This window comes from Kitasatospora sp. NPDC088861 (assembly GCF_044750105.1).
Taxonomy (GTDB): domain Bacteria; phylum Actinomycetota; class Actinomycetes; order Streptomycetales; family Streptomycetaceae; genus Kitasatospora.
The window spans coordinates 1-13,309 of sequence record NZ_JBIVJF010000020.1 but is presented as its reverse complement, the minus strand read 5'-3'; the positions used below and the strand labels follow the sequence as shown (position 1 = coordinate 13,309).

Below are 13,309 nucleotides of genomic sequence, written 5' to 3'. Positions count from 1 at the left end.
CACGCGCCTACCCTCCTCCGAACGAGTGAACACTCGCCGCGGGCGCGGGTCGTCAACCGCGCAGGCCGACCAGCACCCCGTCCAGCTCGTCCGGCTTCACCAGGACGTCGCGGGCCTTGGAACCCTCGCTCGGCCCGACGATCCCGCGCGACTCCATCAGGTCCATCAGCCGCCCCGCCTTGGCGAAGCCGACCCGGAGCTTGCGCTGGAGCATCGAGGTCGAGCCGAACTGGGTGGAGACCACCAGCTCGGCCGCCTGGATCAGCAGGTCCAGGTCGTCGCCGATCTCCTCGTCGATCTCCTTCTTGGCCCCGCCGCCGACCGTCACGTCGTCCCGGTAGACGGCGGTCAGCTGGTCCTTGCAGTGCTGCACCACCGCGGCGATCTCCGCCTCGGTGACGAACGCGCCCTGGAGGCGGATCGGCTTGCCGGCGCCCATCGGCAGGAACAGCGCGTCGCCCTTGCCGATCAGCTTCTCCGCACCGGGCTGGTCCAGGATGACCCGGGAGTCGGCCATCGCGGAGGTCGCGAAGGCCAGCCGGGACGGCACGTTGGCCTTGATCAGACCGGTGACCACGTCCACCGAGGGCCGCTGGGTGGCCAGCACCAGGTGGATGCCGGCCGCGCGGGCCAGCTGGGTGATCCGGACCACCGAGTCCTCGACGTCGCGCGGCGCCACCATCATCAGGTCGGCCAGCTCGTCGACGATCACCAGCAGGTACGGGTACGGGGTCAGCTCGCGCTCGCTGCCCGGCGGCGGGGTGACCGTGCCGGCCTTCACCGCCGCGTTGAAGTCGTCCACGTGCCGGAAGCCGAACGCCGCGAGGTCGTCGTAGCGCAGGTCCATCTCGCGGACCACCCACTGGAGGGCCTCGGCGGCCTTCTTCGGATTGGTGATGATCGGCGTGATCAGGTGCGGGATGCCCTCGTACGCGGTCAGTTCGACCCGCTTGGGGTCGACCAGCACCATCCGCACCTCGTCCGGGGTGGCCCGGGCCAGGATCGAGGTGATCAGGCAGTTGATGCAGGACGACTTGCCCGCGCCGGTCGCGCCGGCCACCAGGATGTGCGGCATCTTGGCGAGGTTGGCCATCACGGTCTGGCCCTCGACGTCCTTGCCCATGCCGACGACCATCGGGTGGGTGTCCTCGGCGGCCGTGCGCGAGCGCAGCAGGTCGCCGAGGTTGACCATCTCGCGGTCCCGGTTGGGGATCTCGATGCCGACCGCGGACTTGCCCGGGATCGGGCTGATGATCCGCACGTCGGCGCTGGCCACCGCGTACGCGATGTTCTTGGCGAGCGCGGTGATCCGCTCCACCTTGACGGCCGGGCCGAGCTCGACCTCGTAGCGGGTCACCGTCGGGCCCCGGGTGAAACCGGTGACCCTGGCGTCCACCTTGAACTCGGTGAAGGTGCTGCTGAGCTGGGCCACCACCTCGTCGTTGAGGGCGCTGCGGGCCTTGGCCGGGCCGCCGCGCTCCAGCAGGTCGAGCGGGGGCAGCGCGTAGGTGACGTCGCCGGCCAGCTGGAGCTGCTCCATCCGCACCGGCGCCGGGCCGTGCTCCTCGGGCGCGCCCGGGCCCGCGCTGCGGGCGGCCGGGACGGCGGCCTCCTCCGGCGGGGCGGTGCGGTCCTGCACCTGGTGCATCATGTTCGCCACCGCCGAGGAGGCGGGCACGCCGTAGACGAGTGCCCCGTCCAGGTCGGCGGCGGCGCCGGCGGCGAGGTCGCGGGTGGCGTACGGGTCCAGCGGCTCCTTGTCCAGGGACACCCGGACGGCATCGGGCTGGTCCTCGTCGTCCGCCGGCTTGCGGCGGCGGCGCCGACGGCGGGCGGCCACCTCGTCGCCCGGGTCCTCGCTGCCCACGGTGAACGGCAGCGCGGAGGGGTCCGCGTCCTCGGGCGGCTCGGTGGACAGGTCGCGCTCCGGCGTACGCCCCTCGCGCAGCTCGTCCTCCGGCCCGGGCTCCACCACGCCGAGCCGCACGCCGGCCGACCGCAGCCGCTCGGGGATGCGGTTGACCGGGGTGGCGGTGACCACCAGCAGGCCGAAGAAGGACAGCAGCAGGAGCAGCGGCACGGCCAGCGCCGGCCCGGCGGCGGCCATCATCGGGGTGGACACGGCCCAGCCGATGATCCCGCCGGCCGCCCGTATCCGCGAGGCGCCGCTGCCCATCATGGGCGCGCCGCAGCCGATGTGCACCAGGCCGAGGACGCCGACCAGCAGCGCGCTCAGGCCGATCATGATCCGGCCGTTGGCCTCCGGCAGCTCCGGGTGGCGCCAGAGCCTGACCGCGATCCCGGCCAGCAGGAACGGCACCAGCACGTCGAGCCGCCCGAACAGTCCGGACACCACGGCGGTGGCCGCCTCGCCCAGCCAGCCCTGCGGGCTGAACCAGGTGCCGGCGGCGGTCACCAGCGCGAGTGCGAACAGCAGCAGGCCCAGCCCGTCCTTGCGGTGGGCGGGGTGGAGATTCTTGGCTCCGTCGCCGAAGCCCCGGAAGATCGCGGCGATGCTGTTCGCCACGCCGAGCCAGACGGCCCGGACGGCCCGGAAGAGTATCGGCTTGGGCGGCGGCGGGGACGGCGGGGCCGGTTTGGCCGCCGCCCTCTTCGCCGGGGCCGCCTTCTTGGCCGCCGCCTTCTTCGCGGGCGGCTTGCCCGGGGCCTTCGCCGCGGCCTTCTTGGACGGTCCCGGACTCGGGTTGCGTGCCGCGCTTCCGGGCGTACGAGTGGCCATGGGTCAGCAGCCTACCGGGGTGGGCCACCAGTGCACATGTGCCCGAGCCGGGGCTCGGGCACATGTCGCAGACACACCGTCACGCTGACCCGGTTTCACCCGGCCGCGTCGGAAATTCACCCGCGGGAGTGAACCCCGGCGATCGGTTACACGGTTCCCGGCCGGAGCGCGTCCAGGGCCCGGCGCAGCCCCGCCAGCTTGCGCTCCAGGTGCGCCGCGGTGGCCGCCACCCCGGCGTCCTCGACGCCGTCCAACTGCTTGCCCAGCGCCTCCGCCTGCTCCTCGACCGCCGCCAGCCGCGCGGACAGCTCGCCCAGCAGCGCCCCGCCGAGGGGCGGCTCGCCGCCGCCCGCCTCCAGTTGCAGCCGCAGCAGCGCGGCCTGCTCCTTCAGCTGGCAGTTCTTCACGTACAGGTCGACGAAGACCGAGACCTTGGCGCGCAGCACCCACGGGTCGAACGGCTTGGAGATGTAGTCCACGGCGCCGGCCGCGTAGCCGCGGAAGGTGTGGTGCGGGCCGTGGTTGATCGCGGTCAGGAAGATGATCGGGATGTCCCGGGTGCGCTCGCGGCGCTTGATGTGGGCGGCCGTCTCGAAGCCGTCCATCCCGGGCATCTGGACGTCCAGCAGGATCACCGCGAAGTCGTCGGTGAGCAGCGCCTTGAGCGCCTCCTCGCCGGAGACGGCGCGCACCAGCGTCTGGTCCAGCGCGGAGAGGATCGCCTCCAGCGCCAGCAGGTTCTCCGGTCGGTCGTCGACCAGGAGGATCTTCGCCTTCTGCATCAGGGCTCGCCCTCCTGTCGCCTGCCTGCCGCCCGGTGATGGCACTCGCGTACTGCCCACCGCTACCCCGGTCATGCTAGCCGCACCCCCTCGCCCGGCACATCGCTCCGTCGTGACCCGATCCGGAGCGGCGCGCGCCCAGTGCTCCGGCGCACGCTCAGCAATGTGTCGCCGTCCGGTCACTGTTCGCAACGATCGGTGACCCTACCCGGTTCCCGGGCCCGACCGCCAGCAAACCGGCCCACCGGACGGCGCGAACTCCGGAGCCCGCCCCGGAGTTCGCGCCCTCCCCTGGCGCTACGCGCGGTCCGCCCGCAGCCACTCGCGCATCACCGCCAGCAGGTGGTCGGTCTCCACCGGCTTGGTGATGTGGTCGGTGGCGCCCGCCTCCAGCGACTTCTCGCGGTCGCCCTTCATCGCCTTGGCGGTCAGCGCGATGATCGGCAGGCCGGCGAACTGGGGCATCCGGCGGATCGCCTCGGTGGTCGCGTAGCCGTCCATCTCCGGCATCATGATGTCCATCAGGACCAGCGCCACGTTCTCGTGCTGCTCCAGCATCTCGATGCCCTCGCGCCCGTTCTCGGCGTACAGGACGGTCAGGCCGTGCTGTTCCAGCACGCTGGTGAGGGCGAACACGTTGCGGACGTCGTCATCCACGATCAGCACCTGCTGGCCGTCGAAACGCACGTCGCTGCGGCTGGGGCGGGGCGGCGCGGGCTCCACCGGGCGGGTCCCGGCGGCGGCTTCCAGGGAGGCGCTGCGCCGGCGCTCCACCGCGCCGCGGCGGCGCTCCTCGGCCAGCTCGCGGACCTCCTGGGCCCAGTGGTCGGCCGGGTTCTCGCCGACCGGCACGGGCACCCCGATCGGGGTCACGCCGACGGAGGCGCGCAGCGCCGGGACGCTCGACACGACCGGGCGCTCGACCTGGGTCGGGTCCGGGGCCTCGGTGCGCAGCGGCAGGTAGAGCGTGAACGTGGAGCCCTTGCCCAGCTCGCTCTCAGCGTGGATCTCGCCGCCCAGCAGCCGCGCGATCTCGCGGCTGATCGACAGGCCGAGCCCGGTGCCGCCGTACTTGCGGCTGGTGGTGCCGTCGGCCTGCTTGAACGCCTCGAAGATCTCCCGCAGCTTGTTGCCGGGGATGCCGATGCCGGTGTCGGAGACCGCGAAGGCGATCAGTTCGTCGTCCGGGTCCTTGATCGAGCCGGACTCCAGCAGCCGCTCGCGCACGTGCTGCGGGACCTCCGCACCTGCCGGGGAGATCGAGAAGTCGACCGCGCCGGCGTCGGTGAACTTGACGGCGTTGGAGATCAGGTTGCGCAGCACCTGCTGGAGCCGCTGCTCGTCGGTGTGCAGGGTGACCGGCAGGGCGGGCGAGACCCGGACGGCGAAGTCCAGGTTCTTGTCCAGCGCGACCGGCTGGAAGGTGGCCTCGACGTAGTCAACCAGCTGGACCAGGGCGATCCGGGCCGGGCGGACGTCCATCTTGCCGGCCTCGACCTTGGAGAGGTCGAGGATGTCGTTGATCAGCTGGAGCAGGTCGGATCCGGCGCCGTGGATGGTGTCGGCGAACTCGACCTGCTTGGGCGAGAGGTTGCCCTCATTGTTGTCGGAGAGCAGCTTGGCCAGGATCAGCAGCGAGTTGAGCGGGGTGCGCAGCTCGTGCGACATGTTGGCGAGGAACTCGCTCTTGTACCGGGAGGCCAGGGCGAGCTGCTCGGCGCGCTCCTCCAGGACCTGCCGGGCCTCCTCGATCTCGCTGTTCTTGATCTCGATGTCGCGGTTCTGCTGGGCGAGTTGCTCGGCCTTCTCCTGCAACTCCTCGTTGGTGCGCTCCAGTTCCTCCTGGCGCGCCTCCAACTCGGCGGATCGCATCGAGAGTTCGGCGGTGAGCCGCTGGGACTCCAGCAGCAGGCCCTCGGTCTTGGTGTTGACGCTGATGGTGTTGACGGTGACGCCGATCAGGTCGGCGATCTGGTTGAGGAAGTCCAGCGCGACGGTGGTGAAGGAGCTGAAGGTGGCCAGCTCGATCACGCCCAGCAGCCGGCCCTCGAACAGCACCGGCAGCACCACGATGTGGGCCGGCGAGGCCTCGCCGAGGCCGGAGGCGATCTTGAGGTATCCGGGCGGCGCCTCCTTGAGGATGATCGCCCGCTTCTCCACCGCGGCCTGCCCGATCAGCGACTCGCCGGGCCGGAAGGTGGTCGGCATCGCGCGCCGCTGGTAGCCGTAACTGCCGATCAGCCGCAGGACGGTGTCGTTCTCGTCGTCGTCCTCGGTGATCAGCTCGGCGGTGCGGCCGGCCGGCTGGGCGAGGAAGAAGGCGCCGTGCTGGGCGGAGACCACCGGGGTCAGCTCGGTCATGATCAGCGAGGCGACGGCCTCCAGGTCCCGGCGGCCCTGGAGCAGGCCGGAGATCCGCGCCAGGTTGGTCTTGAGCCAGTCCTGCTCCTGGTTGGTGCGGGTGGTCTCGCGCAGGTTGGCGATCATCTGGTTGATGTTGTCCTTGAGCTCGTCGAGCTCCCCCGCGGCGTCCACGTCGATCCGCAGGCTCAGGTCGCCCCTGGTCACGGCGGTGGCGACCTGGGCGATCGCGCGCACCTGCCGGGTCAGGTTGTTGGCCAGTTCGTTCACCGATTCGGTGAGGTCCTGCCAGGTGCCGTCCACGCCGGGTACCCGGGCCTGACCGCCGAGCCGCCCGTCGGTGCCCACCTCGCGGGCGACCCGGGTGACCTCGTCGGCGAACGCCGACAGCTGGTCGACCATGGTGTTGATGCTGGTCTTGAGCTGGAGGATCTCGCCGCGCGCGTCGACGTCGATCTTCTGCGAGAGGTCGCCGCGGGCCACCGCCGTGATCACCAGCGCGATGTTGCGGACCTGGCCGGTGAGGTTGTTGGCCATCAGGTTGACGTTGTCGGTCAGGTCCTTCCAGATGCCGGCCACGCCCGGCACGCTCGCCTGACCGCCCAGGGTGCCGTCGGTGCCGACCTCGCGGGCCACCCTGGTCACCTCCACCGCGAAGGAGGAGAGCTGGTCGACCATGGTGTTCAAGGTCCCGGCGAGGGCGGCGACCTCGCCCTGCGCCTCGATGGTGATCTTCTTGGACAGGTCGCCGCGGGCCACCGCGGTGGCGACCTCGGCGATGTTGCGGACCTGCCCGGTCAGGTTGGAGGCCATGAAGTTGACGTTGTCGGTCAGGTCCTTCCAGATCCCCGACACCCCGCGCACCCGCGCCTGGCCGCCCAGGATCCCCTCGGTGCCCACCTCGCGGGCGACCCGGGTCACCTCGTCGGCGAACGCCGACAGCTGGTCGACCATGGTGTTGACGGTCGTCACCAGCTCCAGGATCTCGCCCCGGGCGTCGACGGTGATCTTCTTCGACACGTCGCCGCGCGCCACCGCCGTGGTCACCTCGGCGATGTTGCGGACCTGGCTGGTCAGGTTGTTGGCCATCAGGTTGACGCTGTTGGTCAGGTCCTTCCACGTCCCGGACACCCCGGGCACGCTCGCCTGACCGCCGAGGATGCCCTCGGTGCCGACGTCCCGGGCCACCCTGGTGACCTCGTCGGCGAAGGCGCCCAGCTGGTCCACCATCGTGTTGATGGTGTTCTTCAGCTCCAGGATCTCCCCGCGCGCGTCCACCTGGATCTTCTGCGACAGGTCGCCCTTGGCGACCGCGGTCGTCACCTGCGCGATGTTGCGCACCTGATCGGTGAGGTTGTTCGCCATGAAGTTGACGTTGTCGGTCAGGTCGCGCCACACCCCGGCCGCCCCGGGCACCTGCGCCTGGCCACCGAGCCGCCCCTCGGTGCCCACCTGGCGGGCCACCCTGGTCACCTGTTCGGCGAAGCCGGAGAGCTGGTCGACCATCGTGTTGATGGTGTTCTTCAGCTCCAGCATCTCGCCGCGCGCGTCCACCTCGATCTTCTGCGAGAGGTCCCCGCGCGCCACCGCCGTGGTCACCTGGGCGATGTTGCGCACCTGGCCGGTCAGGTTGTCGGCCATGAAGTTCACCGAGTCGGTCAGGTCCCGCCAGACCCCGGCCACGCCCGGCACCTGCGCCTGGCCGCCGAGCCGGCCCTCGGTGCCCACGTCCCTGGCCACCCCGGTGACCTGGGCGGCGAACCCGTTCAGCTGGTCCACCATCGTGTTGACGGTGTTCTTCAGCTCCAGCATCTCGCCGGCCACCTCGACGGTGACCTTGCGGGACAGGTCGCCCTTGGCCACCGCGGTGGTCACCTGGGCGATGTTGCGCACCTGCGCGGTCAGCCGGCCGGCCATGGTGTTGACCGAATCCGCCAGGTCCTTCCAACTGCCGGACACACTGCGGACCTTGGCCTGGCCGCCCAGCTTGCCCTCGGTACCCACCTCGCGGGCCACCCGGGTCACCTCGTCGGTGAACTCCGAGAGCTGGTCCACCAGCCCGTTGACGGTCCGGCCGATCTTGAGGTACTCGCCGCGCAGCGGGTGGCTCACCCCGTTGCTGTGCAGCGAGCGCAGCTCCATCTTCTGGTCCAGGTCGCCCTCGGCGATCGACGAGAGCACCCGGCCCACCTCGGCCATCGGACGGGCCAGATCGTCGATCAGCGCGTTGCAGTTGTCGACGGCCGCCATCCAGGCGCCCTCGCCCGCGCCGGTCTCCAGCCGCTCGTTCAGCCGGCCCTCGCGGCCCACCGCCCGCCGCACCCGGGCCAGTTCTCCGGTCAGGTGCTGATTGCGCTCGGCGACCTCGTTGAACACCGCGGCGATCTCCGCCAGCGGCCCGTCCCCCGGAACCGTCAGCCGGCGGCGGAAGTTGCCGTCCCGCATCGCGGTCAGCGCGGCCAACAGCTTCCGCAGTTCGGCCGGCTCCGCCCCCCGGTTGTGGCTCACTCGCCGGCCGGCCGCGTTCCGCGGCGCGGTCCCGGACCGCCCACCGCGCGGAACGGGCGGCGTCGTACCGGTTGCGTCCTTGGTGGCCGAACTCAACGGGCCCCTCCCACATCGTGAACTTTCCGGTGACCGTCCGTGCCGGTACGGCACGCACCGGGGCACCGGCCCGGTCGGGCTGCGTACCGGCGCCCCACGCGGCACACCGGCACCCGCATCGACCGTACTGCTCCGACCGGCCGTCGCGGACCCCCCAGTCTGGCAGCACCGGCGCCGGGTATACGGCCGGTTGCGCCCGGTTGGTAGCCGACCGTCCGAAACAGGTGGGCAGAATCACTCTCAGGTGCCTGTTTCAACGCCCCGCCCCCACGGGGAACCAAGCGGAAAGTAGGGTGGAGCGCTGCACCGGGCCATGACCCGACCCAGCGCCGCCACCCCGGCGGCACGCACCGGGAGTCGGCGCCACGCCCCGGACAGTCAAGGCCAGAGCAGCAGAGGAGAAGTGGCAACGTGGTCACCGCGCGCGCAGCCGCCACCTTCGCCCCCGACGGCCGGTCCGCAGCCGCCGCCCGGGGCTTCGTACGGGACGCGCTGCTCGGCTGGGGTCTGCCCGAGGTCGTCGACGACGCCGTCGTCCTGGTCAGCGAACTGGTCACCAACGCCGTCGTCCACGCCGGCACCGCCGCCGAGGTGTGCTGCCTGCGCGAGGAGGGCACCGTCCGGATCGAAGTCACCGACCACCACCCCGAACGCGGCCTGCCCTCCCTCGGCGACGGCCCCGTCACCTCCTCCGACCGCTACGCCGACCCCGACGGCGAGGGCGGCCGCGGCCTGCTGATGTGCTCCGCCCTCGCCGAGCGCTGGGGCGTCGAGTACGCGGCCGGGCGCAAGACCGTCTGGTTCCGGCTCGCCCTGCCCGCCCCCGTGGCCGGCACCCGCTACGCCGTCCCCGCGACCCCCGGCAGCGACCTGCCCAGCGGCCCCGGCCCGGTGCACGTCGCCGTCGTCCAGCTCGACGAGGACGGCCGCGTCCTCGCCTGGAACCCGGACGCCGAGGCGCTCTTCCAGTACCCCGCCACCACCGTCCTCGGCCGCCCCTGGGCCGACCTCGCCGTCTGGCCGCAGTCCGCCGGCCGCGGCCTCGGCCTCGCCGACACCCTGCGACTGGCCCGCTGGGAGGGCAGCTACGGCGTCCGCCGCGCGGACGGCCACGAGGTCGAGGTGTACGGCGTCCAGGTCCGCGTGCGCGACACCGAGGGCGTCCCCTCCACCCTCTGCCTGCTCGTCCTCGAACCCGACCGCGCGGTGCTCCGCTCCCCCGCCCGCGCCCTGCCCGGCGAGCGCTCCGACCCGACCGGCCCCCGACTCGACCTGCTGGCCGGCCCGGTCGCCACCGACGACCTCGACACCCTGCTCCAGCGCACCGTCGAACGCGCCCGCGACCTGCTCGACGCCGACGCCGCGTACCTGCTGCTGACCACCGACGACGAGACCGAGTTCGAGGTCCGCGCCGCCACCGGCTTCACCTCCGGACACCGTCGGCACACCCGCTTCCCGGTCGACACCGGCAGCCGCTACGACTCCGCCCGGCTGCCCTCCGTCCACGAGGACCTCACCGCCCGCCCGACCGGCCTGCCCCTGCTCACCGGCAGCGGCATGCGTTCCCTGGTCACCGTCCCGCTCAAGGTCGAGGGCCGGCTGATCGGCTCGCTCGGCATCGCCACCGCCGCGCCCGGCCGCTACGACAACGAGGACGCCCTGCGGCTGCAGTTCGCCGCCGACCGGGTCGCCCTCGCCGTCGAGAGCACCCGGCTGACCGAGCTCGAACGACTCCGCCGGGGCTCGCTGTCCTTCCTCGTCGAGGCCTCCGACCTGCTCGCCGGCACCCTCGAACACGAGCAGACCCTCGCCCTGATGGCCCAGATGGCCGTCCCCACCCTCGCCTCCTGGTGCGCCGTCTACACCAAGGGCGACCACCGCGCCGCGGCTGGCCTCGCCTTCGTCCTGCACGAGGACGAGGACCGGATCGACCCGCTGCGCGACCTGCTCGACAAGACCCCGGCCCCCGACGCCGGCCCGACCCACGGCGTCCGCTTCTGGTCGGCGCCCGCCGAGACCGCCGCCGCCGGCGGCCTCACCGACAGCCCCGAACTCGCCGGACTACTCGGCGAGACCGTCGTCCTGCCGCTGACCGCCCGCAACCGGGTCATCGGGCTGCTCGCGCTCGGCGTCCCGGCCGGCGTCCGGTTCCGCCAGGAGATCCTCGAACTCGCCGAGGACCTCTCCCGCCGGGCCGCCCTCGCACTCGACAACTCCCGCCTCTACTCCGAGCGCACCGCCACCAGCCAGGCCCTGCAACGCAGCCTGCTCCCGCCGGACCTGCCCGAGATCCCGGGCGTCGAGGTCGACGTCTACTACCAGGCCGCCGGCGAGGGCAACGAGGTCGGCGGCGACTTCTACGACCTGTTCACCATTCGCGAGGGCACCTACGGCTTCGCGATCGGCGATGTCTGCGGCACCGGCCCCGAGGCCGCCTCGGTCACCGGCCTCGCCCGGCACTCGCTGCGCCTGCTCGCCCGCGAGGGCCTGGACGCACCGCAGGTGCTCCGCCGCCTCAACGCGGCCATCCTGGACGAGGGTTCGCGCAGCCGCTTCCTCACCCTGCTCTACGGCGAGCTGACGCCCCGCCCGGACGGCAGCACCGAGCTGTCCCTGGTCTGCGCCGGCCACCCGCTGCCGCTCCGGCTGCGCACCGACGGCCAGGTCGACCGGGCCGCCACCCCGCAGCCGCTGCTCGGCGTCATGGAGGACCTCGACCTCACCGCCGAGCGCCTGGTGCTCTCCCCCGGCGAGGTCCTGCTGTGCGTCACCGACGGCGTCACCGAACGCCGCGAGGGCAGCCGGATGCTGGGCGACGACGGCCTCGCCGAGGTGCTCACGGGCTGTACCGGCCTGACCGCCGGGGCGGTCGCGATGCGGGTGCAGCGCGCCGTCGAGCGCTTCGCCCCGGAACCGCCGTCCGACGACATGGCCATCCTGACCCTGCGGGTGCCGACCCAGCGCACCTCGTGAGCCGACGCCGTCTCTCGGTCAGCCCCCGGCGTCCCGGTCGGCCCTGAGCGTTCCACAACTGACATCGTCACAAATTGTTATATTCACAAGGGTACAAGCGAGTACGGCCGGGTACACCGATCTCACCGGGGAATCCCCCGGCGGGGACACGACCGGCGGCTCTTCCGCCGGCCCATCACTTCTGACCGCAGCCCGCGCACGCTCCAGCCGTGCGCCCTCGGCGCGGTCGCGCGCATCCACCTCATCGGACCACACCACTGCGTTGACTGCGCCCTGCGCGCGCCCAAAGTGAAAGGAGCCTCCGGTGAGCAACGAAGCTACCGGGGCAACGAACGCCCGCTCCACCGGAGCCGACGCGGGTAACCTCGGCTACCTCGCACTCGGCCTCACACTGCTCGCCTACGGCCTGCTCTCCACCGGCGTCCTGAGCGGCACCGGGGTCGGGGACGCGGCACACCTCGCCCACTTGGTCGGCGGAGTCACCCTCTTCATCGCGGGCCTGTGGCAGCTCCGCGGCGGCGAGGGCTTCACCGGAACGGCCTTCACCAGCCTCGGCGCCTTCTGGGCGACCTGGTCGGCGGCCGGCGGGGCGGGCAAGAACGCCGCCGGCCTGTTCCTCCTGCTCTGGGCCCTGCTCGCCCTCACCCTGACCGCCGCCAGCTGGGGCGCGGGCCTGTTCAGCCGCGCCGTCTACGGCCTGCTGACGCTGTCCCTGCTGCTGAACGCCATCGCCGCCTTCGGCGGCTACAGCGGCCTCGCCAAGTTCGCCGGCTGGATCGCGGCCGTCTCCGGGCTCACCGCCTGGTACTGGGCCACCTCCGCGCTCAGCAACGGCTCCTGGGGCAGGATCGCCCTGCCCGTCAAGTGACCCGCTGCGGCTGATCCGCCGCGGCACGCCGGGGTCGGGCCTCCGTGTCGACGGAGGCCCGACCCCGGCGACGTGCCACCAGGGCCTGGGCGGCGTACGCGAACAGCAGGATCACGACGGCGACGATGCCGTCCGCCCAGAAGTGGTTCGCGGTCACCACGACCACCGCGACGGTCAGCACCGGGTGCAGCACCATCGCCCACCGCAGCGGGCTCCGCGAGACCCGCACCACCGCGACCGCCGCCAGCACGCACCACGCGACGTGCACCGAGGGCATCGCCGACAGCTGGTCGGCCACCACCACACCGCCCACCGCGCCCCCGTACACCGACTGCCCGTACTCGGCGGCCACGTCGACGAACCCGTGCTGCGGCAGCATCCGGGGCGGCGCCACCGGGATGAACTGCACCAGCAGACAGACCGCCGTGGTGATCACCACCGTGTTCCGCACCCACGCGTACCGCTCCCGGTGCCGCACGAACACCCAGAGCAGCACCGCCAGCATCACCGCGAAGTGCATCGCCGCGTAGTAGTAGTTCGCGAGCCTCACCAGCACCGGGTACGGCGTGACGGCCGCCTGCCAGGACGCCTCGTCCGGTAGACCGATCGCCGACTCGGTGCGGTGGATCCAATCCGCCCGGTCCAGCGCGTGGTCCCCGCTCATCACCGAGAGGTGACCCACCAGCTGCCAGAGCGCGAACAGTGCCAGCAGCGTGCCGGCCTCCCGCAACAGCGCCGACAAGGACGGCTTCCGGACCCTGGCGGCGGCGTACGCCCCGCCGTAGAGAGCGACCGCGGCGCCCCCGGCGGACTGCCAGGTAAGGGTCAGGTTCTGCAACGGATCGCGCCTCTCCGACAAACTCTGGTTCGTGTGTTGGCAGAGGTTAACGCAAAAAGACCCCCTCCCGGACGGGAGGGGGTCTTTTCGGAATGATTGTTCGGCGGCGTCCTACTCTCCCACAGGGTCCCCCCTGCAGTACC

6 protein-coding genes are annotated in these 13,309 nt (G+C 72.1%); 2 read left to right on the top strand and 4 right to left on the bottom strand.

The features are described from left to right. Window positions 1-52: 52 nt before the first annotated feature. The 3 genes from ACIP37_RS27340 to ACIP37_RS27330 all read right to left on the bottom strand — a co-directional run bounded on the left by ACIP37_RS27340 (window position 53) and on the right by ACIP37_RS27330 (window position 8,328). On the bottom strand, window positions 53-2,740 hold the full coding sequence (locus ACIP37_RS27340) for a DNA translocase FtsK (protein WP_363630369.1): 2,688 nt from the start codon (window positions 2,738-2,740) through the stop codon (window positions 53-55). 146 nt (window positions 2,741-2,886) lie between these two features. Beyond that, window positions 2,887-3,525, bottom strand: coding sequence for a response regulator (locus ACIP37_RS27335; RefSeq protein ID WP_400844659.1), 639 nt, complete (start codon window positions 3,523-3,525; stop codon window positions 2,887-2,889). A gap of 294 nt (window positions 3,526-3,819) precedes the next feature. Then, entirely contained in the window at window positions 3,820-8,328 is a 4,509-nt protein-coding gene (locus ACIP37_RS27330; RefSeq protein WP_400808729.1) for a HAMP domain-containing protein, read from the bottom strand. 570 nt (window positions 8,329-8,898) lie between these two features. Between ACIP37_RS27330 and ACIP37_RS27325 the strand changes: the two genes are divergently transcribed. Further along, entirely contained in the window at window positions 8,899-11,460 is a 2,562-nt protein-coding gene (locus ACIP37_RS27325; protein WP_400808589.1) for a SpoIIE family protein phosphatase, read from the top strand. Between the two features lie 304 nt (window positions 11,461-11,764). After that, the gene (locus tag ACIP37_RS27320; RefSeq protein ID WP_363584619.1) at window positions 11,765-12,328 is read left to right on the top strand and encodes a GPR1/FUN34/YaaH family transporter; all 564 of its coding nucleotides are present in this window, start codon (window positions 11,765-11,767) and stop codon (window positions 12,326-12,328) included. On the opposite strand, the gene ACIP37_RS27315 is transcribed toward ACIP37_RS27320, so the two are convergent. Next, the gene (locus tag ACIP37_RS27315) at window positions 12,321-13,166 is read right to left on the bottom strand and encodes a phosphatase PAP2 family protein (protein WP_363630373.1); all 846 of its coding nucleotides are present in this window, start codon (window positions 13,164-13,166) and stop codon (window positions 12,321-12,323) included. The genes ACIP37_RS27320 and ACIP37_RS27315 overlap by 8 nt on opposite strands. Window positions 13,167-13,309 lie beyond the last annotated feature (143 nt).

Coding starts and splice junctions, on each gene's coding strand:
- ACIP37_RS27340 (WP_363630369.1), bottom strand. CDS start 2,740: ATGGCCACTCGTACGCCCGGAAGCGCGGCACGCAACCCGAGTCCGGGA.
- ACIP37_RS27330 (WP_400808729.1), bottom strand. CDS start 8,328: ATGCGGGACGGCAACTTCCGCCGCCGGCTGACGGTTCCGGGGGACGGG.